Source organism: Cytobacillus sp. EB106-05-05-XG126 (assembly GCF_058791715.1).
Genome location: NZ_JBYTDU010000023.1, coordinates 1 through 26,403, shown reverse-complemented (window position 1 = coordinate 26,403; position 26,403 = coordinate 1). Strand labels below are relative to the sequence as shown.

Annotated in this window: 28 protein-coding genes; 17 read left to right on the top strand and 11 right to left on the bottom strand. The window is 42.6% G+C overall.

Features of this window, described 5'->3' with window-relative positions:
• Position 1: 1 nt before the first annotated feature.
• From AC3WTL_RS24060 to AC3WTL_RS24045, 4 genes are read right to left on the bottom strand one after another with little or no spacing between them, the layout of a single operon-like run.
• A complete protein-coding gene (locus tag AC3WTL_RS24060; RefSeq protein ID WP_252219653.1) occupies positions 2-1,495 on the bottom strand; it encodes a Na+/H+ antiporter subunit D in 1,494 nt (497 codons plus the stop codon).
• On the bottom strand, positions 1,488-1,826 hold the full coding sequence (locus tag AC3WTL_RS24055) for a Na(+)/H(+) antiporter subunit C (protein ID WP_248349473.1): 339 nt from the start codon (positions 1,824-1,826) through the stop codon (positions 1,488-1,490). The genes AC3WTL_RS24060 and AC3WTL_RS24055 overlap by 8 nt, the downstream gene beginning before the upstream one ends.
• Positions 1,826-2,248, bottom strand: a complete 423-nt coding sequence (locus AC3WTL_RS24050; protein WP_248349472.1) for a Na(+)/H(+) antiporter subunit B — start codon at positions 2,246-2,248, stop codon at positions 1,826-1,828. The genes AC3WTL_RS24055 and AC3WTL_RS24050 overlap by 1 nt, the downstream gene beginning before the upstream one ends.
• Entirely contained in the window at positions 2,235-4,637 is a 2,403-nt protein-coding gene (locus tag AC3WTL_RS24045; protein ID WP_252219650.1) for a Na+/H+ antiporter subunit A, read from the bottom strand. The genes AC3WTL_RS24050 and AC3WTL_RS24045 overlap by 14 nt, the downstream gene beginning before the upstream one ends.
• A 451-nt stretch (positions 4,638-5,088) precedes the next feature.
• On the opposite strand from AC3WTL_RS24045, the gene AC3WTL_RS24040 reads away from it, so the two are divergent.
• Positions 5,089-5,307 (top strand): hypothetical protein, encoded by a 219-nt coding sequence (locus tag AC3WTL_RS24040; protein WP_048011699.1) that lies wholly within the window; start codon positions 5,089-5,091, stop codon positions 5,305-5,307.
• 43 nt (positions 5,308-5,350) lie between these two features.
• Here AC3WTL_RS24040 and AC3WTL_RS24035 read toward each other — a convergent pair whose 3' ends face one another.
• Positions 5,351-5,893 (bottom strand): hypothetical protein, encoded by a 543-nt coding sequence (locus AC3WTL_RS24035; RefSeq protein WP_163144909.1) that lies wholly within the window; start codon positions 5,891-5,893, stop codon positions 5,351-5,353.
• A gap of 238 nt (positions 5,894-6,131) precedes the next feature.
• On the opposite strand from AC3WTL_RS24035, the gene kapD reads away from it, so the two are divergent.
• On the top strand, positions 6,132-6,752 hold the full coding sequence (kapD, locus tag AC3WTL_RS24030) for a 3'-5' exonuclease KapD (protein ID WP_252219648.1): 621 nt from the start codon (positions 6,132-6,134) through the stop codon (positions 6,750-6,752).
• 39 nt (positions 6,753-6,791) lie between these two features.
• Here the strand turns inward: kapD and kapB are convergent, their stop codons facing one another.
• Entirely contained in the window at positions 6,792-7,172 is a 381-nt protein-coding gene (kapB, locus tag AC3WTL_RS24025) for a kinase-associated lipoprotein KapB (protein ID WP_048011701.1), read from the bottom strand.
• A 122-nt stretch (positions 7,173-7,294) separates the two neighbouring features.
• On the opposite strand from kapB, the gene AC3WTL_RS24020 reads away from it, so the two are divergent.
• The 5 genes from AC3WTL_RS24020 to AC3WTL_RS24000 all read left to right on the top strand — a co-directional run bounded on the left by AC3WTL_RS24020 (position 7,295) and on the right by AC3WTL_RS24000 (position 10,532).
• A complete protein-coding gene (locus AC3WTL_RS24020; protein ID WP_282956751.1) occupies positions 7,295-8,026 on the top strand; it encodes a peptidylprolyl isomerase in 732 nt (243 codons plus the stop codon).
• A 75-nt stretch (positions 8,027-8,101) separates the two neighbouring features.
• A complete protein-coding gene (locus AC3WTL_RS24015) occupies positions 8,102-8,311 on the top strand; it encodes a hypothetical protein (protein ID WP_035332039.1) in 210 nt (69 codons plus the stop codon).
• A gap of 142 nt (positions 8,312-8,453) precedes the next feature.
• Positions 8,454-9,017 carry a superoxide dismutase family protein gene (locus AC3WTL_RS24010; RefSeq protein ID WP_048011703.1) on the top strand — a complete coding sequence of 188 codons (564 nt, stop codon included), beginning with the start codon at positions 8,454-8,456 and terminating at the stop codon, positions 9,015-9,017.
• Positions 9,018-9,115: 98 nt separating this feature from the next.
• Positions 9,116-9,490: a PH domain-containing protein gene (locus tag AC3WTL_RS24005; protein ID WP_252219645.1), complete on the top strand. Its 375-nt coding sequence runs from the start codon at positions 9,116-9,118 to the stop codon at positions 9,488-9,490.
• Positions 9,491-9,581: 91 nt separating this feature from the next.
• On the top strand, positions 9,582-10,532 hold the full coding sequence (locus AC3WTL_RS24000) for a nuclease-related domain-containing protein (RefSeq protein ID WP_222499163.1): 951 nt from the start codon (positions 9,582-9,584) through the stop codon (positions 10,530-10,532).
• Positions 10,533-10,996: 464 nt separating this feature from the next.
• Here AC3WTL_RS24000 and AC3WTL_RS23995 read toward each other — a convergent pair whose 3' ends face one another.
• Positions 10,997-12,166, bottom strand: coding sequence for a MalY/PatB family protein (locus AC3WTL_RS23995; RefSeq protein WP_248349469.1), 1,170 nt, complete (start codon positions 12,164-12,166; stop codon positions 10,997-10,999).
• A gap of 114 nt (positions 12,167-12,280) precedes the next feature.
• On the opposite strand from AC3WTL_RS23995, the gene AC3WTL_RS23990 reads away from it, so the two are divergent.
• Positions 12,281-12,541 carry a DUF1871 family protein gene (locus tag AC3WTL_RS23990; RefSeq protein WP_252219643.1) on the top strand — a complete coding sequence of 87 codons (261 nt, stop codon included), beginning with the start codon at positions 12,281-12,283 and terminating at the stop codon, positions 12,539-12,541.
• Positions 12,542-12,580: 39 nt separating this feature from the next.
• Here the strand turns inward: AC3WTL_RS23990 and AC3WTL_RS23985 are convergent, their stop codons facing one another.
• Complete coding sequence (locus tag AC3WTL_RS23985) at positions 12,581-13,423, bottom strand: alpha/beta fold hydrolase (protein ID WP_248349468.1); 843 nt, start codon at positions 13,421-13,423, stop codon at positions 12,581-12,583.
• Between the two features lie 176 nt (positions 13,424-13,599).
• Between AC3WTL_RS23985 and AC3WTL_RS23980 the strand changes: the two genes are divergently transcribed.
• The gene (locus tag AC3WTL_RS23980; protein ID WP_048011708.1) at positions 13,600-14,103 is read left to right on the top strand and encodes an Lrp/AsnC family transcriptional regulator; all 504 of its coding nucleotides are present in this window, start codon (positions 13,600-13,602) and stop codon (positions 14,101-14,103) included.
• A complete protein-coding gene (locus AC3WTL_RS23975) occupies positions 14,103-15,278 on the top strand; it encodes an aminotransferase (RefSeq protein ID WP_222499167.1) in 1,176 nt (391 codons plus the stop codon). The genes AC3WTL_RS23980 and AC3WTL_RS23975 overlap by 1 nt, the downstream gene beginning before the upstream one ends.
• Positions 15,279-15,382: 104 nt before the next feature.
• On the opposite strand, the gene AC3WTL_RS23970 is transcribed toward AC3WTL_RS23975, so the two are convergent.
• Positions 15,383-15,751, bottom strand: coding sequence for a helix-turn-helix domain-containing protein (locus tag AC3WTL_RS23970; protein ID WP_222499169.1), 369 nt, complete (start codon positions 15,749-15,751; stop codon positions 15,383-15,385).
• A gap of 279 nt (positions 15,752-16,030) precedes the next feature.
• Here AC3WTL_RS23970 and yugI point away from each other — a divergent pair, with 279 nt between their 5' ends.
• From yugI to AC3WTL_RS23955, 3 genes are all read left to right on the top strand, one after another.
• Entirely contained in the window at positions 16,031-16,429 is a 399-nt protein-coding gene (yugI, locus tag AC3WTL_RS23965) for a S1 domain-containing post-transcriptional regulator GSP13 (protein WP_035332058.1), read from the top strand.
• Positions 16,430-16,672: 243 nt separating this feature from the next.
• Positions 16,673-18,100: a Na+/H+ antiporter NhaC gene (nhaC, locus tag AC3WTL_RS23960; protein ID WP_197249326.1), complete on the top strand. Its 1,428-nt coding sequence runs from the start codon at positions 16,673-16,675 to the stop codon at positions 18,098-18,100.
• A gap of 140 nt (positions 18,101-18,240) precedes the next feature.
• Positions 18,241-18,606: a group I truncated hemoglobin gene (locus AC3WTL_RS23955; RefSeq protein ID WP_222499171.1), complete on the top strand. Its 366-nt coding sequence runs from the start codon at positions 18,241-18,243 to the stop codon at positions 18,604-18,606.
• A 63-nt stretch (positions 18,607-18,669) separates the two neighbouring features.
• Here the strand turns inward: AC3WTL_RS23955 and AC3WTL_RS23950 are convergent, their stop codons facing one another.
• Positions 18,670-20,091, bottom strand: coding sequence for a sigma-54 interaction domain-containing protein (locus AC3WTL_RS23950; RefSeq protein WP_222499173.1), 1,422 nt, complete (start codon positions 20,089-20,091; stop codon positions 18,670-18,672).
• Positions 20,092-20,309: 218 nt separating this feature from the next.
• On the opposite strand from AC3WTL_RS23950, the gene pruA reads away from it, so the two are divergent.
• The 3 genes from pruA to AC3WTL_RS23935 all read left to right on the top strand — a co-directional run bounded on the left by pruA (position 20,310) and on the right by AC3WTL_RS23935 (position 24,572).
• The gene (gene pruA, locus AC3WTL_RS23945; RefSeq protein ID WP_222499175.1) at positions 20,310-21,857 is read left to right on the top strand and encodes an L-glutamate gamma-semialdehyde dehydrogenase; all 1,548 of its coding nucleotides are present in this window, start codon (positions 20,310-20,312) and stop codon (positions 21,855-21,857) included.
• Between the two features lie 120 nt (positions 21,858-21,977).
• Positions 21,978-23,177 (top strand): ornithine--oxo-acid transaminase, encoded by a 1,200-nt coding sequence (locus tag AC3WTL_RS23940; protein WP_222499177.1) that lies wholly within the window; start codon positions 21,978-21,980, stop codon positions 23,175-23,177.
• 150 nt (positions 23,178-23,327) lie between these two features.
• The gene (locus tag AC3WTL_RS23935; RefSeq protein WP_048012025.1) at positions 23,328-24,572 is read left to right on the top strand and encodes a Glu/Leu/Phe/Val family dehydrogenase; all 1,245 of its coding nucleotides are present in this window, start codon (positions 23,328-23,330) and stop codon (positions 24,570-24,572) included.
• 69 nt (positions 24,573-24,641) lie between these two features.
• On the opposite strand, the gene AC3WTL_RS23930 is transcribed toward AC3WTL_RS23935, so the two are convergent.
• Positions 24,642-24,875: a DUF378 domain-containing protein gene (locus tag AC3WTL_RS23930; protein WP_048012022.1), complete on the bottom strand. Its 234-nt coding sequence runs from the start codon at positions 24,873-24,875 to the stop codon at positions 24,642-24,644.
• 172 nt (positions 24,876-25,047) lie between these two features.
• Here AC3WTL_RS23930 and AC3WTL_RS23925 point away from each other — a divergent pair, with 172 nt between their 5' ends.
• Positions 25,048-26,211 carry an iron-containing alcohol dehydrogenase gene (locus tag AC3WTL_RS23925; protein ID WP_252219641.1) on the top strand — a complete coding sequence of 388 codons (1,164 nt, stop codon included), beginning with the start codon at positions 25,048-25,050 and terminating at the stop codon, positions 26,209-26,211.
• Positions 26,212-26,403: the final 192 nt, after the last annotated feature.

Genomic DNA, 26,403 nt, shown 5'->3' with positions numbered 1-26,403 from the left:
CTCAATACTCCTTTAAAACTGCTTCAATATATATTTCCGGATTTGCAAGAGTTTCAGCAGCCTGTAAGATATACGGATAAACGTACTCCGAGCCGGCTCCGTAGAAAACGGCAATGATAACAAGGATTACCGGGGCAATCAACATTTTGCCGACAGGTACTTTGTCTTCCCCTTTATAGGCGCGAGGTGTACCCCAAAAGCCATTAATGAAGACTTTCATGATTGAAAACAGCACAAGAAGACTGGACATTAAAACAATCCCTGCTCCCCAGTAATGTTCTGCTTCGAATCCTCCTTTAACAATTAGAAGCTTTCCAACAAACCCGCTTAACGGAGGAATTCCCGCTAGAGCAAGCGCAGCGATGAAGAAGGTCCATCCCAGACCGGGATAGCGCTTGATCAGCCCGCTTATCTTATGCAAATTGCTTGTTCCGGCAATTGCAATCACGATGCCGGCAAGTAAGAATAGAGCCGCCTTAATAATCATATCATGAATCAAATAGAAGATTGACCCGGTAAGGGAATCAGTCGTCATAGCTGATACTCCAAACAAAATTGCCCCTACAGCAATGATGATATTGTAGATGATGATTTTCTTAATATCCCAGTAGGCAATTGCCCCAATGACTCCTGCGATGATCGACATAATAGCCAAAAAGCTTAAGAGCTGATGGGTAAAGCCAGTATCGTGATAAAAGAACAGCGTATAGGTTCTTGTAATGGAGTAAACTCCGACCTTTGTCAGCAGCGCTCCGAATAAAGCCAAAACAGGAGCAGGCGGTGCATAGTAAGAGCCTGGCATCCAGAAATATAAAGGAAAAATGGCGCCTTTCAATCCAAATACGATTAAAAATAGTACAGCAATCACTGTAATGATTCCTGGGGGATTCCCTTGGCTTGCTTCGCTGATGCGGACGGATATATGCGCCATATTAAGTGTTCCTACTACAGAATAAAGATAGGCAACAGCTATAACAAACAGAGCGGAAGATATTACATTCACAAGGATGTATTTAATGGACTCCCTAAGCTGTGCCTTCTTTCCGCCTAATACAAGCAAAACATACGAAGCCATCAGCATAACCTCGAAAAATACGAAAAGGTTGAAGATATCCCCTGTTGTAAAGGCACCGTTTACGCCAACAATTAAAAAGTTGAATGCAGCATAATAGTAAAACTTCTCTCTGGCTTCCCCGATGCTCCAAAATGAATAAATCAGACATAGAAATGCGATTATACTGGTTGTAAGCACCAGCAGAGCTGACATCATGTCAGAAACAAGCGTGATCCCAAACGGAGCCTCCCAGCTTGAAACATCCAGCGTTTGGATCCCGCTGACTTGGACCTTCTGAACCAGCAGGGCTGAGAAAATGATCGCAATCACTGATGAAATGCCTGCAATCCATCTTTGCAGCATGATTCTTTTAGAAACGAAGATGAGAAGGACACCTGTAACTAAAGGGATCAGGATGGGCAATATTAAAAAGTTAATCATTTCCTTCAGTTCCTCTCATTCGATCCATATTATCAGTGCCAAGCTCCTGGTAGGCACGGTATGCCAGAACCAGGAAAAACGCAGTGACCCCGAAGCTGATTACAATTGCCGTCAGGATAAGAGCCTGAGGAATTGGATCAGTATAGGGTGCTTTTTCACCCAGCAGCGGGGCAGATCCTTCTTTTAAACCGCCCATCGTTAATATCAGCATATGTGCTCCATGGCTTAAAAGCCCGGTTCCGACAATAATGCGCAGCAAGCTTTTTGACAGCATGAGATAAGTAGCTGACATAAATAAAATTCCAATTACGAAAGCCATTAATATTTCCATTATTCATCCTCTCCTATCGTTTGAATAATGGTCATCGTAACGCCAACAACAACCAGAAAAACACCAAGGTCAAACAGTGTAGCTGTATGGAGGGAAGTGTCCCCCAGAACTGGCAGGTCAATATGTCCAAAGGCATGGGTAAGGAAAGGGACATTAAATAGCAATGCTCCCGCCCCTGTACCAATGGCAAAAAGAAGTCCGACTGCAATCATGTGAATATAATTGACAGGAAGAATCTTAGAGACAGTTTTCATATCAAAAGCCAGCAGCAGCAGCACGATTGCCCCAGATGTCAGTAAACCTCCAACGAATCCGCCGCCCGGCGTATAATGGCCGGCAAAAAAGATATGGATAGAGAAAAGAACAATGAGAAACAAAACTACTTTCGTAGCAGTCTGCAAAATAATATCATTTGTTTTCATTTTTCTTTCCTCCTTCCAGGCGAAGTTTAATCATTGCAAATATTCCAAGAGCTGCAATTCCAAGAACCGTAATTTCAAACATGGTATCAAAACCACGGAAATCAACTAGAATAACGTTTACCATGTTTTTCCCTGCTGCTTCCTTATACGTATTCTCGACATAATATTGCGCAATTGAAGGAAACATCTTATTGCTGTGGGCAGATAGGGCAATCATCGTGACAATTGCACCCACCCCGACAGAAATAAGGGCATTCGTCGTTTTAAATCTCATCCGCTCCTCATGCCGAAGCTTAGGCAGATGGTAGAAAGCAAGCAGGAATAAAGAGACAGAAATAGTCTCGATTACAAGCTGTGTTAATGCAAGGTCAGGCGCACGGAAAATAACAAAGAACAATGAAACGGTATATCCGACTGCCCCCAACAGAATGATGGATGTCATTCTGGACTTTACAAAAAGAATGGAAACAGATGCAGCAGCGATGACTAATGCCAGCAGGACCTCAGCATAATGAATGGTTGCCACATCACTCGTATCGAATTTAAAAGCATCTTTCAGAACCAGGGTGGTAGCCAGAGCAACAATGAAAAATGAAAAAATATACACAAGATAGGTTCTGATGAATCCGTTCATATATAATCTTGTTAAGTTGAAGGAAGCCCTCTGTGATACTTCCAGCATAGAATCGTAAAAACGATTCAGAGCCAATTTTTCAGGGAAGAAATCATATACTCTTCTCCACTTCGGAAGAGTGACAAAAAGCAGAATTCCCAATGTAATAACACCTAAAGTCATGAACAGTTCAGGCGTAAATCCATGCCAGAAATAAATATGAGTATCATACACATACCCTTCAACAGGCATGATGGCTGCCTGTGCCGGGGAGATGAGCGTGTTTGAAATAATATTAGGGAAGAAACCGATAATGATAACTAATGAAGCCAGGATAATGGGTGAAATCAGCATCCCGATTGGAGCTTCATGCGGTTTCTTTTCTAATTGTTCAGGCTGGTACTTTCCTGTGAACGTTTTGAATACAAGGATCATGCTGTAAATGAACGTGAATACACTTGCCACCCAGGCAATAACAGGGAACAAGAATCCCCATGTATCCAAATTGAAAATATCCATTTCCAAAACACGGACCATACCTGTGAAGAACATTTCCTTACTTAAGAACCCATTGAAAGGCGGAAGCCCTGCCATGGAAAATGTGCCGATGATCGCCAAAGTAAAGGTAATCGGCATAAAGTTCATAAGACCGCCAAGCTTCCGGATATCACGGGTTCCGGTTTCATGATCAACAATTCCGGCTACCATGAAGAGACTTCCTTTAAAGGTGGCATGGTTGATCAAATGAAAAACAGCAGCTGTAGTGGCAACCGTAAAATAACTGTCATCCACTGTTTCAAAGTGAAGCGCTGCAGCGCCGATGCCGAGAAGGGACATGATCATCCCCAGCTGGCTGACTGTTGAGAAAGCCAGAATGGCTTTAAGGTCAGTCTGTTTGACAGCTGAAAAGGAACCCCAGAATAAGGTTGTAATGCCAAATCCAGCAATGAGCCAGAACCAGAGCGAATGCTCAGCAAATACCGGACTCATACGTGCTACTAAATAAATGCCGGCTTTAACCATCGTTGCCGAGTGCAGATATGCACTGACGGGTGTTGGAGCTTCCATGGCATCCGGCAGCCAGATGTGAAATGGAAACTGCGCGGACTTGGTAAAAGCCCCAAGCAAAAAGCAAAGCAGAGCAGGAACGAATAATGAATGTGAAAATATCTCATCTGATCCAGCGATAATTTCCGAAATGCTGAATGTGCCCGTCATCAAATAAAGAAGGATGATGCCTCCAAGCATAGAAAGACCGCCGAAAACGGTAATGATCATCGACTTCTGTGCGCCATATCTTGATTTCTCTCTGTGGTACCAATACCCGATTAGCAGGAATGAAGAAAAACTCGTGAATTCCCAGAAAGTATAAAGCACAATCAGGTTATCAGATAGGACAACCCCAAGCATGGCTCCCATAAATAGAAGCAAGTACACATAAAAGGTGTTCAGTTTTTCTTTATTTTTATCAAGGTAATAGATGGAATACAGAACAACCAATGATCCTATTCCGGTAATCAGCAAGGCAAAAAGCAAACCGAGACCGTCTACTTTTGCCGTGAAATCAATCCCCAGAGCGGGTATCCACGAAAAAGACTTTGTGACGGACTGCTGATTGGAGGTGATGGATAAATAAGAAATAAAATAACTGAATAAAAGGATTGGCAGAGGAAGTACAAACCAACCCGTATGTATCTGCTTGAACAGCTTGTACGCAATAGGCACAAGGATGGCAAGCAAAAATGGTGAAATTATTGCCAGGTGAAGCAAAGACAAGACATTACCCCCTTTAAATTAATTGCGAGTTATTCAACAAAGTATCCTATCAGGCAGCTTGATGAAGCCGCTATATGGCATCTAACGGTTCAGGATGGATATTTGGAATAATGTATTTTTCTTCCGCAGAATGTATAATCTATTCCTGCAATTAGTAAGCGCTTAATAAAAGTTTTTCCACCTTCCCCCATATTATCCAGCCAGGGCAGGCATGACAGTCGTGCCATATTCATCATTACTATCCGTTCATGCACCTCAGAACAAATTATAACCTAAAAAGAAAGTCTGTGCATTCTTCCAACCCTTATCATTAAAGGATTTATCCATTCTTATTAAATAGGTAGAAACACGAGTGTATCAGGAAAAATTTTTTGAAAAAATATATAAAAAGAAAGCACATTTGTATAAAAAATCATTCATTCAAGCACACTATTAGTAGGTGGTGTTATGCATGATTAAACATAAAATTTCAGCAGCCATTACAATCTTTGCCCTGCTGTTTGCAGGCGCCTGGATATTGAACCACCAAACCAAAAGGGAATTTTATATTCCGGCAGACGAAGAAGTGGTCGAATTATTACCTGCAGATTATAAAATGGAAGCTGGAAAAGAACAAAAGCTGAAGGTGTTTGAGCCTAGGGAATATGTGAGGATACAGACGGCTTCATAAGAAAAAGAGGGTGTGCTTTGGCACATCCTCTCTTTCTGCTGTATTAAGTTTTACTGCGGCCGCGGTTTTGGAAAATCATGATGGCTAGCGGAACCGTAATGATAAAGGAAAGGAAGAATAGGAGGAGTAACTTGGAGAAGGGGGTAATGCTTTTTTCGATATTATCAACATACCGTTCAAAAAACTCCCTGATTGATTCATTGCCAAGCACATTGGATGCTGTCAGAAATTCTTTTTTGTCAAAATCATAATAAAAGAAATCTTTTTTCTTAAATATAAATAAGTCATCTCGTTTTTGTTCCAATTCCAAAAAAACAATGCCGATATGGGAAGTATATTCCTCAATAACCTCTTCATTTTCTGATGTTTGCGGGTCATCAGATGTAACGATCTTTGTTACCTGTCCCTGCATTCCGTACGCATCGATGACTGAAAAGGAGTTTTCGCTGTAATAATGGACTGTGCTTCGAAGCTGTTCCTCGAGTATGTCTTCAAACTCTTTTTCAGCATCAGCAGCTTTCGCAGGCATTAGGGATCCCACGAACAGCAGGACTGCAAACAAAAAACAGCACATTCCTTTTTTCATACCCTGCCCCCTTTATCTCTATTTGTCTCTTAAGATTACTAGAATATGGTTTATGTTTATGCTGGGAAGAATGGAAATATACAGCTTGCCGGGCGGGTTATTCCATAATAGATAGCTAGATAAGGAGAGCGATGGAGAAATTCCGGCATAAAAGCAATTTGATCAGAAAATTTAAATATTTCATGCTATAATATAAGAAATTAAGTCCGTTAAATCTTAAGGGAAAGCAGGTGAAAACATGGCGGAGGAACATCAATACTTATTTATTGATTTTGAGTTTACCATGCCTGATAAAGGCAATGCTTTCAGAGGTTTTTTTCCGGAAATTATCGAAGCCGGCATTGTATCAGTTATCAGCAATCAGGTTTGTGAAGAGTTCTCTTCATATGTAACTCCTGTCCGGTTTCCGATATTGTCCGAGCGATGCAAATCCTTTCTGCATATATCACAGGACCAAGTAGATCAGGGAATGGATTTTCTTGAATTGGTCAAGAAAATGAAGGATATGAACAGAAATCGTTCCTGCACAATCGTTACGTGGGGAAATATGGATATGAAGGTGCTTAGAAATAATTGTATCCAGGCTGGAGTGGATTTTCCATTCAGGGGCAGGGAAGTGGATCTTTCGATGGAATATAAGCGATTCTTTGGGGACCAAAACCAGACAGGATTATGGAAAGCAGTTCAGGAATACGGGAAAGAAGGAACCGGAAAACATCACCGAGCACTGGATGATGCCTTGACGACTTACAATATTTTCAGACTGGTAGAAAAGGATAAAAAGTATCTGCAAAGGCCGGAGCCTACAACAATTGGCGACCGGGTGGACTTCTCGAAGCTGTTTAATAAATTTGCCTGACAAGCCAAATCCATCAAAGCGATTTGGCTTGTATTCATTTTACTTAAAATAATCTTTCTCCAATGAGTCGAGATTTCTTATGCTTTGCTCAGCCCATGGAGAAGAATCTCCTTCCAGCTCCGTTCTCATTCTATCCAGTGCTATTTGAAGCGAATCCTTATAATCTGGTATTTCTTCTGCGAAAGGCTTTACCATTTGCTTAGGCACATTCGTCTGCTCTCTGTATGCAAGTGCGCGGCGTTCATGAAAAAGCATCACGTCCGCTTCTTTAGGATTATGCAAATCGCCCTGCATGGGATGCTTTAGGACCCCAAGCACTCTGACCAGGTAATGCTGCGGCCGGATATCTGTCACTTCCCCGATATACTTGCCTGTTTTATAGATGGCTGTTACTTTGTCGCCTATCTTTACTTCTGCCAACCTAACCTCTCCTTTTTCATTTTCTTTAGCCCTATTATGAAGCCTGAAAAAACAAAGTGCAAATTTTCAATAAATCAGGTAAGCTAAAAAATGATTAGTTTTTTATAGGAGGCTGAAAAATAATGAAATGGCGAATGTTAACTCCCATTCTAATTCTGATGTTTATCCTGTCAGCATGCGGGACAAGCACTGAAAAAGAAGCGGACAATGCAAATGGCTCTGAGACTGAAGAAAAACAGACAAATAACCAGTCAAGTGAAACTCCAGACAATTTTCCGCAGCTGACTGAAGAAGTGCAGGGAAATGAAAGACTGGTTGAAATGCAGACATCGAAAGGGAATATTAAAATTAAACTTTTCCCGGACCAGGCTCCGAAAGCTGTTGAAAATTTCATTAAGCACAGTGAAGATGGCTACTACGACGGATTGATTTTTCACCGTGTCATTCAGGACTTTATGATTCAGGGCGGCGATCCTGAGGGAAGCGGCATGGGCGGAGAAAGCATTTACGGTGAAGCATTTGAGGATGAATTCTCCAATGAGCTCTATAATATTCGCGGAGCTTTATCCATGGCGAATTCCGGTCCAAACACAAACGGAAGCCAATTCTTTATTGTTCAGAACACGGCACTTGATCCAAGCCTGAAAGAACAAATGGAAAAGGCCGGCTATCCGGAAGAAATCATTAAAGCTTATGAAAAAGGCGGTACACCTTGGCTTGACAATAAGCACACCGTTTTTGGACAGGTTGTTGAGGGAATGGATGTAGTCGACAGCATCGCAGCGGTTGAAACAGCCGAACAGGACAAGCCTGCGGAAGATGTGGTTATTGAAAAGATCGAGGTATTGAAATAAGTTCATTGGACTGTGCAACCATTGCTGTTATAATAATTTAATGGACACTGCTTTTAGCAGAAAGGATGGATTAGAATGCTGCAATGGTATGTACTGTCACTGTTTTTGTATTTTCCTGAAGATAAATCAGAATACGGCCCGGCAGCTTTAACGTTTGCCATCTTCTTAATTGGGGCCATTCTTACCATGAGATTAATTATCCGTGTATCAAGGCGCGAAGCAGCCAAAGCGAAAGAGCTTGAAGAGCGCATTGACAGGCAAAATAGACAAGAGGGGAACAGCTGAGCGGCTGTTCTTCTTTTTTTGTGTAAGATCTAGCCCTTGCTTCTAGGAGTCGGGGGTGAGCATGGCACTTGCGCTGCTCTTGTTTATTAATAAAGTGATTGGGCAACACTAAAGGCAAATTGTCTTGATGGAGGATTCAATCATGAGAAAAGGTTTGATGCTTGGTGTTTTTCTTCTTCTGTCCGGCTGCGGGGAAGAGAATATTACAAATACAGAAGTCGAAATGTATAATGCTGCAGGTGATTCATTAGGCACCATTAAAGTGCAGGAACAAGCGAGCGGAGTAAAATTGACCGGTGATCTGAGCGGGCTGCCGCCGGGGGAGCTTGCTATTCATATCCATGAAGAAGCAAAATGCGAACCCCCTGATTTCAAATCCGCCGGGAATCATTTCAATCCTGATAATAAGGAGCATGGTCTGCTTCACCCAAAAGGATCCCATGCGGGGGATCTTCCTAACCTGATTGTCGAGGATGACGGCAAAGTTAAGATTGATTTTATGGCGCCTCAGGTCACGTTAAAAGAAGACAAAACTTCATTGCTGACAAAGGAAGGGACTTCCATTGTCATCCATGACGGGCCGGATGACGGCATGACTCAGCCGGCAGGAGATTCCGGAGAACGCATTGCCTGCGGCCGTATTTCAAAAGATAAAAAAGAAGAAGGGCAGAAAAAGGCACAGGATGATCAGTCAACAGAAGAATAAATAAGTGAAGGCTTTCCGGGAAGGGAAAGCCTTTATCACTGGGAATTTTTACGAACGATCCGTATAATGGAGTTAATCTTATAATGGAGGTTGGTTAAATGGGAATTTTCGATGGCTTTATCGGCAATGCCTCTGAAGCGGACATTAAGGAGGTGCAGGACGAATTTTCAGCCGTCCTTTCTCCAAGTGAACAGGTTGAAAAAGCCTACAGGCTGGTCCGTGATTTATTCATTTTTACAAACAAACGCCTGATTCTGGTGGATAAGCAGGGAATCACAGGGAAAAAAATCGAGTATCACAGCATCCCTTATAAAAACATTACCCATTTTAGCATTGAAACCGCAGGAAGCTTCGATCTGGAGGCCGAATTAAAAATTTGGATCTCAGGATCAGACGAACCAATTGAAAAACATTTTAATAAAAACTTGAACATCTACGAGGTGCAGAGCGTGCTTGCTGAATATGTATTATGAATCCCCTTGCTTTTTAAAACCAAGGGGATTTTGCTTGTAGTCTTAGAGGAGTTTTCATAAAATTAAATTATCTTAATAAAGGATGTGAGTGATGATAAACAAACTCCGTATCGAACCAAAGGAGCTGGAAATCCTCCGTTTTCTCTCCCGCCGCCTGGAGCTGCCTTTGAAAAATGAAAATCAGTATCTGCATTTAGAGAAGGGCTATGCAGGCGAGAAGCATTTTGACAGGGAGCTACAGGACTTACCAGACTCTTGCATTATTTTAAATGATCTATTGCTGGAAAACAGCAATACTCATTTCCAAATCGATACTCTCCTTATCGCCGGCGGCACTATATTTGTCTTTGAGGTGAAAAACTACGAAGGGGACTATTACATAGAAAATGAAAGATGGTATTCCCTGCTATCCAGAACAGAAATAAAAAATCCCCTCCTCCAGCTGCAGAGAAGCGAAACCCTTTTACGTGGCCTCCTTAAAGAATTAGGCTTCCATCTTCCCATTAAATCACACCTGATCTTCATTAACCCCGGCTTTCAGCTTTATCAAGCTCCTATCAATATTCCTGCAGTATTTCCTTCGCAGCTTAAACGATTCCTGGAGAAATTAAAAGCAACTCCTCATGTGACGAAATCCAGAAACATGAAGCTGGCCGAACAGTTAAATGCCCGCTGCTTGAAAGAGAACCCCTATGTGCGAATTCCAGAATACACTTATGGCCAATTGAGAAAAGGGATTATATGCAGTTCGTGTACTTCTTTTTTAGCATCCTTTACTCAAGGTTACTTAGCCTGCGGGGAATGTGGATCGAAAGAAAAGGTGGATACTGCAGTACTGAGAAGTGTAAAGGAATTTTCAGTTTTGTTTCCGGATAGGAAAATTACTACAAATACAATAGTGGATTGGTGCGGTGGGATTGGTTCTGGGAAAGTGGTGCAGAGGCTACTAGTGAAAAATTATGAGAAAAAGGGGAGGGGGAAAGCTTCTTATTACCAAGCATGCCAATGTGAAGAAAAAGTGAATGGAGGTCAGATGGATTAACACCGAGATTAGGAGTGGCAAGGGAAAATGGTAATTAATCAGAGGGATTAACACCGAAAATAGGAGCGGGGAGAGGAAAATGGTAGTTAATCAGAGGGATTAACGCCGAAAATAGGTGGGGCAGGAGAAAAATGGTAGTTAATCGGATGGATTAACGCCGAAAATAGGAACGGAGAGAGGAGAATGGTAGTTAATCAGAGGGATTAACGCCGAAAATAGGAGCGGGGAGAGGAAAATGGTAGTTAATCAGAGGGACTAACGCCGAAAATAGGTGGGGCAAGAGAAAAATGGTAGTTAATCGGATGGATTAACGCCGAAAATAAGGGATGCAAAGAGAAATGGTAGTTAATCAGAAGTATTAATGATGAAAAAACATGAGAGAATGGTAGTTAATCAGTATAGACTACCGCGATATCCCAGCACATCAAAAAAGCACGGCCTCAGCCGTGCCACCACAAACAATATTACCCAAAAGCTCGTTTCAGCCTCTCCAGTCCCTCCGCCAATACTTCATGCGGGCAGGCAATGTTCATCCGGACGAAGCCTTCACCGCCCTGGCCGTATTTCGGGCCAGGCTCCAATGCGAGTTTTCCTTTTTCCAAAAGCCTTTGGCGCAGTTCGGCATCACTTAATCCCAATTCGCGGCAATCCAGCCATAGGAGATAGGTGCCGTCCGGCTCCATCAGGCGAATACCGGGAAGGTGCTCACCAATAAATTCAGCTGCTGTCCGTTTATTTTCAGCGAGATAATCCATAAGACCATCGAGCCATTCTTCGCCATGGCGGTAAGCTGCCTCCATGCCAATGATGCCGAAGGCCGACAGCGTAAAGAATCCTTGCTTGTGCTGTTCTGCCTGGAATGCCTTTCGCAGCTTCTCATTGCTAATAATGGCAGCTGAAGCCTGGATCCCTGCAAGGTTCCAGGTTTTTGTCGGAGCTATGCAGGTGACCGTAATGTCTGCAAATTGTGGATCCATTGAAGCAATGGGATAATGCTTATGGCCTTTATAAATTAAATCAGAATGGATCTCATCGGAAAGAATAAGGCAATTATATTTTACACATAGCTCCCCTATTTTCCTAAGTTCCTCTTCTGTCCACATGCGGCCTCCAGGATTGTGCGGATTACATAGGAGGAATAGTTTCACTCCTTCTTTCAATTTGTCTTCAAAATCGGCAAAATCAATTTCGTACCGGCCGTTCTCGAGCTTCAGCTGAGAATTAACGACTTTGCGGCCATTCTGTTTAATCATCTCAAAGAAAGGAGTATATACGGGAGACTGGAGCATTACCTTCTCCTCTTTTTCCGTAAAAGCCTGGATCGCAGTTGCGATGGAGGGAACCACTCCCGTGCTGTATAAAATCCACTCATTATTAATTTTCCAGCCATGCCGCCTGTAAAGCCACTGTCCGATAGAGTCTGCGGTTGAATCAGGAGCAAATGTGTATCCGTAGACTCCATGAGCTATTCTGTCCTCGATGGCTTTTTTTACTTCCTCGGGTGGCTGAAAATCCATGTCCGCTACCCACATCGGCAATACATCGGATCTGCCGAAAACCTCCCTGGTCCGATCCCACTTAACAGAAGCTGTATTTTCCCTGCTGATTTTTTGATGGAAATGAAAACGATCCAACTCTGTCACCGCCTTTAGAATTCTTTTATGTATCCTGACTCTATGATATGATATTGATGCTAAAAATTAAAATATTGCGGCTTCATTCAGCCGAATAATAATCAGGTGATATAAATGGAAATTCAGCAAACGAATCTTTTGCTTGTTTATACACTGGATCAGTGGGATCCATTTAGAGTTGGGCCGGGCAACTATGACACTGAAATTGCGGATTCAGTTCAGGTAATCCATGATTTGAATGATCAGGTGAAATTAGCCAGGAAGATTCAATCCATATATGAATTTTCCTTTGAGGAAATCATTCCATTGGAAAATTGCATAGAAATCTCCGGGCGTCTTCTTGAAATCAAGAATAATGGCTCCTGCGCTATGTAAAGTGAAAAAGGCAGCTCTCCGACCCGGAGGCTGCCTTTTTCATCTGCACACTTGAACGGAATTTACAAAACTCCGAATGTGCTTTAGAACATCTTCCGGCCGCTCTTCCGGCACGAGATGACCGGTATCTTTTAACACCACCAGTTTGGAATTCTTTAAATCTTTATTCAGCCGTTTTCCGATATGAAGCGGAACGACCCTGTCGTGTTCTCCCCATATTAAAAGGCATGGTGTTTCTATTTTCCTTAATGCAGCAGCAGGCATATCGCCTTCCCTGTCGCGAATCATCCTGGTTAAGGCCCGGAAAATATCGTCTTCTAAAAAGGGCGACAAATAGCCATAGAGCATTTCATCATCAATCATGGAATGATCGTAGACAACATTTTTTAAATTCTGTTTTACCCCTGAACGCTGAAGATATAATTTCACATACAAATGAAAGAATGGTATGTAGCTTGAAAAGATAATATGAGGCTTCATTCGTTTCATATATCCGGAACTGCACAGTAGTACGGCCTGGTCAACCAGATCAGGCTTGGAATGTGCAACATTTAAAACAATCTGTCCCCCCATGGAATGACCTATTAATGTGACCTTTTCAAAGCCCAGTTTTTCTGATAAGCGGATAACCGTATCAGCCAGGTTTTTATAGGAGTAGACGAACTGCTGGGATTTCCCGCTTTTGCCGAAGGGCGGTAAATCCATCGAAACTACATTGAATTCCGTTTGCAGCAGAGGGATCAGCCTGCGAAAGCTAAAGGTGGACGAAAGAAAACCGTGCAGCAGAACCAGGGTATTCCTGGAGGACTCATGCTTATAGTATTCATAATAAACATCTGTTCCATTAATTGGCTCTGTTCCTGAAAATGTCGCTTGTTCCATGGGCCTTCCCCCTCCTAGACTCAGTTTCACAGTATTTTCCCCTTAATCTTAATCTTGACACATATGATTTTAAAGAAATTAATAAATAATGAAAGTGACACATTTATTTTTCGAAGTTTTTGCTATAATAAAACTATTTTATAGAGTAAATCACTAAAGGATGGGAGCGACAAGTAGTGAAACTAACTGAAAAGCAAATCGAAGTTCTTGAAATTTTAGAAAATAACAGTGCGCGAATCCCTGTTGAAGACATTGCGAAAATGGCTCAATTAAATGTGGCGGAAACTGAAACCATTTTAGATAAGCTCGAGGAAATGAAAGTGCTTGTGCGTTTTAATTCTGTTATTGACTGGTCAAAGGTGGATGGCCATGAGGGAGTTACCGCTATGATTGATGTGAAGGTCGCTCCAAAGCGCGGGGTAGGATTCGATGAAGTTGCACAGAGAATTTACCGTTTCAAAGAGGTGAGGTCTGTCTATCTAATGTCCGGCGCCTATGATCTTTCTGTCATCATTGAGGGCCGTTCCATGAATGAAGTAGCCCGATTTGTATCAGAAAAGCTGTCGACTCTTGATTCCGTCTTGTCGACAACAACACACTTTATTCTAAAAAAATATAAGCATGACGGCACTATTTTTGAACAAAATGAAGATGACAAACGAATTGTGGTGTCACCGTAATGAAGGGAACAAAGTCTTATTTATCCAAAACGGTAGAAGAGCTGAAGCCTTCCGGGATTCGCCGCTTTTTTGACCTTGCTGCAGGAATGGAAGGAGTCATTTCCCTTGGGGTGGGTGAACCTGATTTTATCACACCCTGGTCAGTGCGTGAAGCAGCCATCCTTTCACTTGAGCAGGGATATACCTCTTATACGGCTAATGCCGGGTTAATGGAGCTGCGGGAGGAAATTGCAGATTATATGCAGAAAAGCTTCGGAGTTTCTTATTCACCCCAAAATGAAATTATCGTTACGGTGGGAGCGAGCCAGGCATTGGATATATCTCTAAGGGCAATCCTCGATCGGGGTGATGAAGTAATTGTGGTTGAACCAAGCTTTGTTTCCTATGTTCCCTTAGTAACTCTTGCGGGAGGTGTGCCTGTTCAGGTCCAGACTTTAAAGGAGAATGGGTTTAAGATTCTGCCTGAGCAGCTGGAAAACGCAATAACCGGCAGGACTAAAGCCATTATGCTTTGTTCGCCCAATAATCCGACTGGAACAATGTTATCCGGAGATGAACTGAACGCAATTGCACAAATAGCTGAAAAGTACGACTTGCTGGTTCTTTCTGATGAAATATATGCAGAGCTTGCTTATGATGATGAGTATACGAGTTTTGCCGCCATCAGAGAGATGAAGAAAAGAACAATCTTAATTTCGGGATTTTCAAAGGGGTTTGCCATGACAGGCTGGAGATTGGGGTTTGTCTGCGCTCCTGAGGAGATCTCGCAGGCAATGCTGAAAATCCACCAATATGCGATGATGTGCGCACCTACGATGGCACAGTTTGCTGCACTTGAAGCCTTGAAGACTGGCAGATCAGATGTTGAGGTTATGAAAAAGAGCTATAGGCGCAGGCGGAATTATTTTGTTCAGTCTCTAAATGAACTGGGATTAACCTGCCATATGCCGGGTGGAGCCTTTTATGCTTTCCCATCTATTGAAAGTACGGGACTTTCTTCTGAAGAATTTGCAGAAAAACTGCTGCTGGAGGAAAAGGTAGCGGTCGTGCCAGGCAATATTTTTGGCGAAAGCGGTGAAGGCCATGTGCGCTGCTCTTATGCCACCTCCATGGAACTTCTGCAGGAAGCGATCAAGAGAATTAGCCATTTTATAAAGCAGAATCAGAAAGCATAAAAAAAGGACAATCCACAACAGATTGTCAACTTCAAAAAGGGGGGGAATACTAGAAAGCCTTATACTTCAAGGCTAACCAGTATTCCCTTTTTATATACTCTCTTTTATAAAACTTTTTGATCATATTTAATTTCATATAGCATTTGCATGACACGGAGGAAATCTTCCTCACTGAATTCCTTAGCTTTCCTTAAGATAAGCTTTGCTTTTTTTGTGCCAATTTCACGCACAAGCTGTTCGATTTCATAATCGATTCCTGACTGGCCCTTCTGCATTTCCTGTTCAAGCAGTTCGGAAGCTGGAATATCCAGGGCTGTTGAGATTTTTAAAACAGTCTGTGTATCAGGAATCTGATTTCCATTTTCGTATTTTGCAATCGTACCCGTCCCCACTCTCACCTTTAATGCGAGCTGCTGTTGGGTCATATTTGCGCGTTCGCGGCAAGCTTTAATGTTATGGCCTATATTTGACATATCCATCACTCCCACTAACAATTACTTCTATCTTTATTTTATCATGTTAAACGTATGATCCTTTTTGTACTTCATGAACATTTAGTTAACAAACAAATAGAATGTCTACATATTGTTTGCGGATTGTTTTATTATAATGAATGAAAGTCTGTGATTCCCAATGGGATTAAAATGTCTGGGGTTTCCATTTGAATTCCTTTTGATATTTTGATCAAGTTGTGATATAATTTCTTATTGCGTATAAAGAGATAAAATTTGAATTTAAATAGGAGTGTTTTCATGTCTGAGAAAATCGAAGTAGGCAGTGTTATTACAGGAAAGGTAACGGGTATTCAGCCATATGGTGCGTTCGTAGCATTAGATGAGAATACACAGGGATTAGTCCACATTTCCGAAGTGACTCATGGTTTCGTAAAAGATATTAATGAGCATCTTAAAGTGGGCGATGAAGTAAAAGTGAAGGTTCTTTCTGTTGACGAAGCAGCAGGAAAAATCGGTTTATCAATCCGTGCAACAGAAGAAGCGCCACAAGCAGAAGCGAAAGCAAGAAAGCCTCGCAAGCGCCAGGCAGCTCCAATCAAAATGGAAGACGAATCTGCACAGGGATTCAATACACTTAAGGATAAGCTCCAAGAGTGGATTGACCAGTCCCAGCGCGAGGATCTTATTAAGAAGTAATAAAAATGAAAACCGGGTTTTGCTGCCCGGTTTTTTATTTTTATTTGATGCAAAAAATATTTGCTTTTGTATGCAAAATGAGCGGGCGCTCGACAATATATTTTGCATGCTTACTTACATAAAACCGATGTAAATTAAATTTTTTTAGGGTAAATAGTCTGAAAAATGTTTGAATTTTATATCTTGGCATTAATCTTGCAATAGTTAAACCAACAGACATGTAACTTTAAAAGGAGGAACATTATGAAAGAAACAACAGGAAAGAAAATTCCCTTCTGGTTTGCAGTGCTGCCGCTGCTGGTAATGATTGCTGCAATGATTATTACGATTGTTAAGTTTGAAGGGAGCCCACACGTGCCTTTAATTGCCGGAACAATTGTATCCGCTTTCATCGCATGGCGTTTTGGCTATAAATGGAACGATATTGAGGAGGGCTTCTATAAAGGCATTAAGTTAGCGCTCCCGGCAATTCTGATTATTATAATGGTCGGTTTGACAATTGGCTCCTGGATTGGCGGAGGAATTGTAGCGACCATGGTCTTTTACGGATTAAAGCTAATGACTCCATCCATGTTTTTAGTCTCAATTTGTATTATCTGTGCCATTGTCACTCTGGCAATCGGAAGTTCATGGTCTACAATGGGAACGATTGGCGTCGCCGGAATGGGAATTGGGATCAGCATGGGCATTCCGGCTCCAATGGTGGCGGGAGCTATCATCTCAGGCGCCTATTTCGGAGATAAAATGTCACCCCTGTCAGATACGACTAATTTGGCTGCAGGAATTACTGGTACAGATCTTTTTGAACATATAAAACATATGTTTTACACAACCCTTCCAGCGCTGGCCATTGCCATTATCGCTTACTGGTTTTTAGGAAGGCAATTTGGCGGGGATGATTTGAATAATGATAAAATTTCTGGTGTCATGAATGTTTTAGCGGAGAACTTTGTCATCTCCCCTTGGCTATTATTGGTTCCTTTAATTGTTATAGGATTAGTGGCAAAAAAAGTTCCTGCATTGCCCGCGCTTGCTATTGGTGTTTTCCTTGGCTGGCTTTGCCATATTTTTGTACAGGGGGGCGCTGCAGGGGATGCTGTGAATACACTCCAGGGCGGGTTTTCGATTGAATCAGGAAACACGATGGTGGACGAGCTATTTAATAGAGGCGGCATTGACGATATGATGTATACTGTGTCCCTTACGATAGTGGCGATGGCATTTGGAGGAGTTATGGAGCAGACCGGGATGCTAAAAGCCATTGTTGAACAGATCCTGAAATTGGCCCGTTCAGCAAGAAGCTTAGTAGCCACTACCGTGCTATCTGCTTTCTTTACCAATGTAGCCGCTGCAGAGCAGTACATTTCCATTCTGCTGCCGGGCAGAATGTACACACAGGCATTTAAGGATAAAAATCTGCAATCTAAAAATCTTTCGCGGGCCCTTGAAGATGGAGGTACCGTCACGTCCGTTTTTGTTCCTTGGAATACCTGTGCGGTGTTTATCATGTCAACTCTGGCGGTTCATCCATTTGAATATGCACCATACGCGATTTTAAATTTCACTGTGCCGATTCTGGCTATTGTCTTTGCGATGCTTGGCTACAAAATAACATTCATGAGTGATCAGGAACGAAAAGAAATGGAAGAGAAAGATCAATTAGCTTCTTAAATCTCAGGCTCCGTACCCTCGGAGTCTTTTTTGTTTTTTGAGAAGATAATAGGGTAAAGGTAAATTGATTCAGACTGTAAAATTTTGAATAGGAGCTGTCAGTTAGCAAAGAATATAGTTTGTTGAAAGGAGAGATAAATATGGCAGAGCAGACACTTTACGAAAAAGTAGGCGGCGGAGAATCTATTGAAAAGGTTGTCGATTATTTTTACGAGGAACTGGTATTGAAGGATCCGACCGTCAATCAGTTTTTCGAGCATACCGATATGGTAAAGCAGAAACGCCATCAATCCAAGTTCATCAGTTATGCTCTGGGAGGGCCTAATCAATATTCAGGCAATTCCATGGCAAAAGCACATGAGGGCATGAATCTGCAGCCGGAACACTTTGCTGCGATTGCCAGGCATCTGCAAGATGCACTTGCGCATTTTGGAGTGAGTGAGAGGGATATCGATGAAGCTTTGACTCGTGTTGCAGCGCTTCGGGACGATATTCTATACAAATAGGCTCCCCGTGGGGAGCTTTTCGTTTTTTATTCGATTTTCGAGAGACTCCCAGACCGAATTCAATCAGCTGTTTTCTTTCCTGACTCCGTACTTCCTCAGCCTATATTGCAGATTTTGCCGGCTCATGCAAAGGGATTTTGCGGCTTGGGTTATATTATTGCCATGGTGTTTAAGGACTTTCTTTAGATAGTAGGTTTCGGCTTCCTGTATATATTGTTCAAGAGATTTAATAGGCTTGTTTTTCTGAATCAGCAAATCCTCCAAATGACCGGTTTCGATCGGCTCCTCCTTGAATTGCGGCTTATTCCGGAAATGAAGAGGCAAATGCACATAGCTGATGGTTTCTTCCTGATCAATCAGATTCATGGCTCCTTCGATAATATGCTCCAATTCCCGTACATTGCCCGGCCAATCGTATTGCTCGAATTTGCTCATTACTTCTTCATCGATTTCCGCTACATTCATTCCAAAGAGCTGATTGTATTTTTCTATGAAAAATTGTGCAAGATCCCGGATATCCTTTCTTCTCTTTCGGAGAGGCGGAATGAAGAGGGAAACAACACTCAGCCTGTAATATAAATCTTTTCGCAGGCGGTCTTCTGAGATAGCATCAATCGGGTCTTCGTTAATGGTTGCTATAATTCTAACATCTACTGTCCGGTCCTTCGTATCACCGACCCTGCGGACCGTTTTTTCCTGTAAAACTCTCAATAGCTTTGCCTGCAGGGATGGATTAAGTGAATTGATTTCATCAAGCAGCAAAGTCCCGCCATTTGCCTGTTCAAACAATCCAGGCCTTTCAATGGAGCCTGTAAATGCACCTTTTTTTGTGCCAAATAGAAGACCCTCTATCAGACTGTCTGGAAGAGCAGCGCAATTTTGAGAGATAAATGGTTTTGAAGATCGGCTGCTGCCATTATGGATGCTTTGGGCAAAGAGCTCTTTTCCTGTGCCGGTCTCTCCGATAATCAGGACAGAAGAACTTGTCCGGGTTGCTCTTTTGCTCGCTTCAATCACTTCATTGATCTCGTCGCTTGAGCCAATTATACTATCGAAAGTATAGCGGGTGTCTCCGCGTTTATTCATATTTTCTCTGATCAGCTTTTCAAGCTTGGTCACATCACGTGCGATTTCCATAGCGCCAATCTGTTCGCCATCTTCCATAATTGGAAAAGTATTATTAATCGTGGTGATTTCCTGCCCCTTATTGTTAAAATAGGTTTGTTTGGCATTTTTAATTTTGCTGCCATTTTTGAGCGCCTGAAGTAAGGTGCTGTCTTCGTTTTGGTTGAAAGAAAACACATCCAGAAGATTTTTATCCAATACATCTTCATAATCCATGCCTTCTATTTGAGCCATTTTTTTATTGTAGAAAGTTGTTCTTCCTTCCTCATTCACTACATGGACACCGACATCAATTTCATCTAATATCCGCTGAAAGATCTTGTTTTTTAGTTGGAGCTGTTCAATTTCCCTGTGATTCATTGTAATCTCCTTCACTCGGCAGTTTATTCAATAGTATATATTTAATTGAGTATATGCAATAAAAATTTGCACCAGAAACTATTGGTATTTTAAAAAGCGCAAAATCATTTTGCTTCCAGCTTATAAGAATTGTCATTTATCAGCTTTTTATATTTGGCACAGTTCTTGCATTATAAAATGGTGGATGAAAAACGAATTTATTAAAGGGGGATGGCATCATGGTACAGCCGTACAAACATGAACCTTTCACAAATTTTAAAACAGAAGAAAACCGTGAAGCGTACTTACAGGGATTAAAAACAGTCGAAAGCTATTTAGGACAGGATTATGATCTTTTAATTGGCGGAGAGCGCATTTCTACTGAAGATAAAATTGTATCAATCAATCCTTCTAATAAAGAAGAAGTCGTTGGACGTGTATCAAAGGCAAACCGCGATCATGCGGAAAAAGCGATGCAGGCCGCAGTCGAAGCGTTCAAGACTTGGAGAAAAGTAAAGCCGGAAACACGCGCAGATGTGCTATTCAAAGCAGCTGCGATTATCCGCCGCCGCAAGCATGAGTTTTCTGCCCTATTAACGAAGGAAGCAGGGAAGCCTTGGAACGAGGCAGATGCTGATACTGCAGAAGCGATTGACTTCCTTGAGTACTATGCACGCCAAATCTTAGAAATCAAAGACGGCGTTCCAGTCAATAGCCGTCCGAACGAATATAACCGTTATGACTACATTCCATTGGGAGTGGGGATCATCATTTCTCCTTGGAACTTCCCGCTTGCGATCATGGCCGGTACAACTGTTGCGGCAATCGTGGCAGGAAATACTGTTCTTTTAAAGCCAGCTTCTACAACTCCAGTTGTGGCTGCGAAATTCGTTGAAGTGATGGAAGAAGCAGGCCTTCCGAAGGGCGTTCTGAACTTCGTGCCTGGCAGCGGTGCGGAAGTGGGCGACTACCTGGTTGACCATAAAGATACCCGCTTCATCTCCTTCACAGGATCACGTGACGTTGGTCTTCGCATCAACGAGCGCGCATCTAAATTAAACGATGGCCAAATCTGGCTGAAGCGCGTTATCGCGGAAATGGGCGGCAAGGATACGATCGTTGTCGACAAAGAGGCAGACCTTGAATTGGCGGCGACTTCCATCGTGGCTTCTGCATTTGGATTCTCCGGCCAGAAGTGTTCAGCATGTTCACGTGCGGTTGTTGTAGAAGATGTCTACGATCAGGTGCTTAACCGAGTGGTTGAACTGACTAACGAATTAACACAGGGCAATCCTGAAGACCAAAGCAATTACATGGGTCCAGTGATTGACCAGGGCGCATTTGACAAGATCATGAGCTACATTGAAATCGGCAAAGAAGAAGGCAAGCTGATGGCAGGCGGAGAGGGCGACAGCTCAAAAGGCTTCTTCATCAAGCCGACTGTATTCGCAGACCTTGCCCCGGATGCACGCTTAATGCAGGAAGAAATCTTTGGACCTGTAGTTGGCTTCACAAAGGCAAAGGATTTCGATCATGCGCTTGAAATCGCCAACAACACCGAGTACGGCTTAACAGGAGCTGTGATCACACAGAACCGTGAGCACATCCAAAAAGCGCGTGAAGATTTCCATGTTGGAAACCTATACTTCAACCGCGGCTGTACAGGTGCGATTGTTGGATACCAGCCATTCGGCGGATTCAACATGTCAGGAACAGACTCCAAAGCGGGCGGACCTGACTATATCCTGCTTCACATGCAGGCAAAGACGACTTCTGAAATGTATTAATTTTGTAAAGCATGTATGGGATATTTAATATCCTGTACATGCTAAAACCTTAAATAGTTTAAAGAAGAATAGCTTAACGTTACAATGAAAAGGACTATTCTGAAAAAGGAGGAATTTTAATTGACTGAAGCGACAAAATCAAAATCACTAATTGAACAAACTGAAAAATACGGTGCACACAACTATCATCCGCTGCCAATCGTTATTTCCAAAGCGGAAGGTGTTTGGGTGGAAGACCCTGAAGGAAATAAATATATGGATATGCTAAGTGCTTATTCGGCTGTAAACCAGGGGCACCGCCATCCAAAAATCATTCAGGCGCTGAAAGAACAGGCAGATCGAGTAACATTAACTTCACGTGCTTTCCATAACGATCAGCTTGGACCATGGTATGAAATGATCTGTGAACTGACAAATAAAGAAATGGCACTCCCTATGAACACAGGGGCAGAAGCAGTCGAAACGGCAATTAAAGCTGCACGCCGCTGGGCTTATGACGTAAAAGGGGTTGCAGATAATCAGGCGGAGATCATTGCTTGTGTCGGAAACTTCCATGGCCGTACAATGACAGCGGTTTCCCTTTCTTCTGAAGAAGAATATAAGCGCGGATTCGGACCAATGCTTCCAGGCATAAAGCTGATTCCGTACGGAGACCTTGACGCTCTTAAAGAAGCAATCACTGAGAATACGGCAGCTTTCTTAATTGAGCCGATTCAAGGTGAAGCTGGAATTGTAATTCCTCCAGAAGGCTTCTTGAAAAAAGCATTTGAAACTTGCAAGGAGAACAATGTATTATTCATTGCAGATGAAATTCAGGCAGGCCTTGCGCGTTCCGGTAAAATGTTTGCCTGCGAATGGGAAGATGTAGATCCTGACATGTACATTTTAGGGAAAGCGCTTGGAGGAGGAGTATTCCCGATTTCATGTGTGGTTGCGAATAAAAATGTTCTTGGGGTATTTAATCCAGGATCCCATGGTTCAACATTTGGAGGAAATCCAATGGCTTGTGCAGTTTCAGTTGCTTCCATGGACGTATTGGTTGAAGAGAAGCTTGCAGAGCGCTCACTTAAGCTGGGTGAATATTTCATGGGCAAATTAAAAGAAATTAATAATCCTGTCATTAAAGAAGTGCGCGGCCGCGGCTTATTTATTGGTGTTGAGCTGAATGAGCCGGCACGCAAATATTGCGAAGAGCTTAAAGAACAAGGTTTGCTTTGCAAAGAAACGCATGACACGGTTATTCGCTTTGCCCCGCCTTTAGTCATTTCTGAAGAAGAGCTTGATTGGGCAATAGAAAGAATCAATAAAGTATTAAGCTAATACAAATTTACGGACAGTTGGCCCCTGTATCTGAATTTGTGATGCAGGGCCTCCGGTTATGGAGTATTGCTGTAATTTTCCTAAATATTAAAATCAAGAGGTGCCATGATGGGAGCTGCAGGAGTAGCTGGGAAAGTATCTGAACAAAAAATGGAAGAGTCTTTAAATTTATTTACTTCAACCCAAGTTGTGATCAAGGAAGCTTTGAACAAGCTCGGCTATGGGGATGAGATGTATGAGCTGCTGAAAGAGCCGCTGAGAATGCTCACAGTAAGAATTCCGATAAGGATGGATGACGGATCGATAAAAATTTTTACCGGCTACAGATCACAGCATAATGATGCAGTGGGACCGACAAAGGGCGGTGTCCGTTTTCATCCTGAAGTAAATGAAGATGAAGTAAAAGCATTATCCATGTGGATGAGTTTAAAGTGCGGAATTGTGGATCTTCCTTATGGAGGAGGGAAAGGCGGCATCATTTGTGATCCCCGTTCCATGTCAATGGGGGAGCTGGAACGCTTAAGCCGAGGTTATGTTAGGGCAATCAGCCAGATCGTTGGCCCTACAAAAGATATACCTGCTCCGGATGTTTATACGAATTCACAGATCATGGCCTGGATGATGGATGAATACAGCCGCCTCCGTGAGTATGATTCTCCCGGATTTATCACAGGCAAGCCTCTTGTTCTCGGCGGGTCACAAGGAAGGGAAAAGGCTACTGCACAAGGGGTAGTGATCTGCATCGAGGAAGCTGCGAAAAAGCGCGGCATTTCCATTGAAGGAGCACGTGTGGCTGTTCAGGGATTTGGAAATGCAGGAAGCTTCCTGGCAAAATTCATGCATGATGCAGGCGCTAAAGTGGTCGCCATTTCAGATGCCTATGGTGCTCTATATGATCCGAATGGACTGGATATTGATTACCTTCTTGATAGGCGCGATAGCTTTGGAACGGTAACGACCCTTTTCGATAACACTTTGACAAACGAAGAATTGCTTGAACTTGATTGCGATATCCTGGTTCCTGCGGCTGTGTCCAATCAAATTACCGCTGCAAACGCTCATAATATTAAGGCTTCCATCATTGTAGAAGCAGCAAATGGCCCAACCACTCTTGAAGCTACAAAAATTCTTTCAGACCGGGGAATCCTGCTTGTTCCTGATGTTTTAGCAAGCTCAGGCGGTGTAACCGTATCCTATTTCGAATGGGTGCAGAACAACCAGGGGTACTATTGGACTGAAGATGAAGTTACAGAAAAGCTTGAAAAAGTGCTTGTTCAGGCTTTCGATAATGTTTACCAGACTTCACAGCAGAGAAAGGTAAATATGCGTTTAGCTGCTTACATGGTCGGCGCAAGAAAAATGTCTGAAGCCTCCCGTTTCAGAGGCTGGGTTTAATCCGGTATATAAATACTGATTCACTAAAAAAATCCTTGCACACAATGTGCAAGGATTTTTTTGCATATATTAACGGGTTGGCCTAGTTTCAGGTTCTCTTTCCAGTTCTTCATTTGGTTTGAAGAGAAGGCCAAGGTTGATTAGGCCGGCGATGCCCACCAGACCATATATGATTCTTGAAAGGGCTGAATCCTGGCCGCCGAAAATAGCTGCCACCAGATCAAATTGGAAAAATCCGATTAAACCCCAGTTTATAGCGCCAATTATTGTTAGTACCAGTGCAATACGCTGTATGCCACTCATGATGTTTCCTCCTTATAATATAGGTTCACTATTATGTTGCTGCACGAGAATAAAAAATATTCATCTTAATATTCGTTAAGGGCCATAATGTAAAGGAGTCCGAATATCGAATCATACTTTTTGCAATAGCTGAAAATTTGAAAGATAATGATGGGGAAAAGGAGATGGTGATATGCAAAATTTTACCTTTTATAATCCTACAAAATTAATTTTTGGGAAAGATCAGCTGTCCCAATTGCAAACTGAAATTCCTCAATACGGCAAGAAGGTACTTGTGGTATATGGCGGAGGAAGCATTAAGCGAAATGGTTTATATGATAAAGTGATGGCTGAGCTAACTGAAATTGGTGCTGAAGTTTTTGAATTGGCAGGGGTTGAGCCTAATCCAAGAATCTCTACGGTTCGAAAAGGTGTTGAAATCTGTAAAAATGAAGGCGTTGATTTCCTGCTGGCTGTTGGCGGCGGGAGTGTAATCGACTGCACCAAGGCTATAGCTGCCGGTGCTAAGTATGATGGCGATGCCTGGGATCTGGTTATTAAGAAAGCATTTGCTGCAGAAGCTCTGCCGTTTGGAACGGTTCTTACACTAGCTGCTACCGGCTCTGAAATGAATGCCGGATCTGTTATTACGAATTGGGAAACAAACGAAAAATACGGATGGGGAAGTCCTGTGACATTTCCTAAGTTTTCAATTCTTGATCCTGTTAATACTTTCACAGTGCCAAGAAATCAAACGGTGTATGGTATTGTCGATATGATGTCCCATGTGCTGGAGCATTACTTCCATCTTGAAGAAAATACTGATTTTCAGGATCGCATGTGCGAATCCCTGCTGATTACCATAATGGAAGCAGCTCCTAAGCTTCTTGAAAACCTTGAAAGCTATGAGCATCGTGCAACCATTTTATATTCCGGCACGATGGCGTTAAATGGAATCCTAAACATGGGCTATCGTGGTGACTGGGCAACGCATAATATTGAGCATGCCGTATCGGCTATTTATGATATTCCTCATGGCGGCGGCCTTGCTATTCTGTTCCCGAACTGGATGAAGCATAATCTGAACGTGAAGCCTGAACGCTTTAAGCAGCTGGCTGTCCGTGTATTTAATGTGGATACGGCAGGAAAAACGGATGAACAGGCAGCACTTGAAGGGATCGAAAAGCTTCGTGAATTCTGGAACAGCATTGGGGCGCCTTCCCGCCTTGCTGATTATGACATCGATGACAGCAAGATCGAATTGATGGCAGACAAAGCGACGGTCAATGGAGAGTTTGGCAATTTCGCGAAATTAAATCATGCCGACGTAGTTTCAATCTACCGCGCTTCTTTATAACATTCAGATTGGACTCTGCCAATGCGCGGGGTCCTTTTACATTTTCTCCCGTCGTCATTTATCGCAGTCTAACGGGCAGTAAGAACCCCACTTCAAGACTCAGAGAAATCAAAGAAGGATAAGTGGGGGTCAAACTGCCCAATCTAGCTGCGGCTCCTAGGGGCTCGAGGTCATAAGCCAATCAGCTGGTGG

Coding starts and splice junctions, on each gene's coding strand:
- AC3WTL_RS24060 (WP_252219653.1), bottom strand. CDS start 1,495: ATGATTAACTTTTTAATATTGCCCATCCTGATCCCTTTAGTTACAGGT.
- AC3WTL_RS24055 (WP_248349473.1), bottom strand. CDS start 1,826: ATGGAAATATTAATGGCTTTCGTAATTGGAATTTTATTTATGTCAGCT.
- AC3WTL_RS24050 (WP_248349472.1), bottom strand. CDS start 2,248: ATGAAAACAAATGATATTATTTTGCAGACTGCTACGAAAGTAGTTTTG.
- AC3WTL_RS24040 (WP_048011699.1), top strand. CDS start 5,089: ATGATTAAACATAAAATTTCAGCAGCCATTACAATCTTTGCCCTGCTG.
- AC3WTL_RS24035 (WP_163144909.1), bottom strand. CDS start 5,893: ATGAAAAAAGGAATGTGCTGTTTTTTGTTTGCAGTCCTGCTGTTCGTG.
- kapD (WP_252219648.1), top strand. CDS start 6,132: ATGGCGGAGGAACATCAATACTTATTTATTGATTTTGAGTTTACCATG.
- AC3WTL_RS24020 (WP_282956751.1), top strand. CDS start 7,295: ATGAAATGGCGAATGTTAACTCCCATTCTAATTCTGATGTTTATCCTG.
- AC3WTL_RS24015 (WP_035332039.1), top strand. CDS start 8,102: ATGCTGCAATGGTATGTACTGTCACTGTTTTTGTATTTTCCTGAAGAT.
- AC3WTL_RS24010 (WP_048011703.1), top strand. CDS start 8,454: ATGAGAAAAGGTTTGATGCTTGGTGTTTTTCTTCTTCTGTCCGGCTGC.
- AC3WTL_RS24005 (WP_252219645.1), top strand. CDS start 9,116: ATGGGAATTTTCGATGGCTTTATCGGCAATGCCTCTGAAGCGGACATT.
- AC3WTL_RS24000 (WP_222499163.1), top strand. CDS start 9,582: ATGATAAACAAACTCCGTATCGAACCAAAGGAGCTGGAAATCCTCCGT.
- AC3WTL_RS23990 (WP_252219643.1), top strand. CDS start 12,281: ATGGAAATTCAGCAAACGAATCTTTTGCTTGTTTATACACTGGATCAG.
- AC3WTL_RS23985 (WP_248349468.1), bottom strand. CDS start 13,423: ATGGAACAAGCGACATTTTCAGGAACAGAGCCAATTAATGGAACAGAT.
- AC3WTL_RS23975 (WP_222499167.1), top strand. CDS start 14,103: ATGAAGGGAACAAAGTCTTATTTATCCAAAACGGTAGAAGAGCTGAAG.
- AC3WTL_RS23970 (WP_222499169.1), bottom strand. CDS start 15,751: ATGTCAAATATAGGCCATAACATTAAAGCTTGCCGCGAACGCGCAAAT.
- yugI (WP_035332058.1), top strand. CDS start 16,031: ATGTCTGAGAAAATCGAAGTAGGCAGTGTTATTACAGGAAAGGTAACG.
- nhaC (WP_197249326.1), top strand. CDS start 16,673: ATGAAAGAAACAACAGGAAAGAAAATTCCCTTCTGGTTTGCAGTGCTG.
- AC3WTL_RS23955 (WP_222499171.1), top strand. CDS start 18,241: ATGGCAGAGCAGACACTTTACGAAAAAGTAGGCGGCGGAGAATCTATT.
- AC3WTL_RS23950 (WP_222499173.1), bottom strand. CDS start 20,091: ATGAATCACAGGGAAATTGAACAGCTCCAACTAAAAAACAAGATCTTT.
- pruA (WP_222499175.1), top strand. CDS start 20,310: ATGGTACAGCCGTACAAACATGAACCTTTCACAAATTTTAAAACAGAA.
- AC3WTL_RS23935 (WP_048012025.1), top strand. CDS start 23,328: ATGGAAGAGTCTTTAAATTTATTTACTTCAACCCAAGTTGTGATCAAG.
- AC3WTL_RS23930 (WP_048012022.1), bottom strand. CDS start 24,875: ATGAGTGGCATACAGCGTATTGCACTGGTACTAACAATAATTGGCGCT.
- AC3WTL_RS23925 (WP_252219641.1), top strand. CDS start 25,048: ATGCAAAATTTTACCTTTTATAATCCTACAAAATTAATTTTTGGGAAA.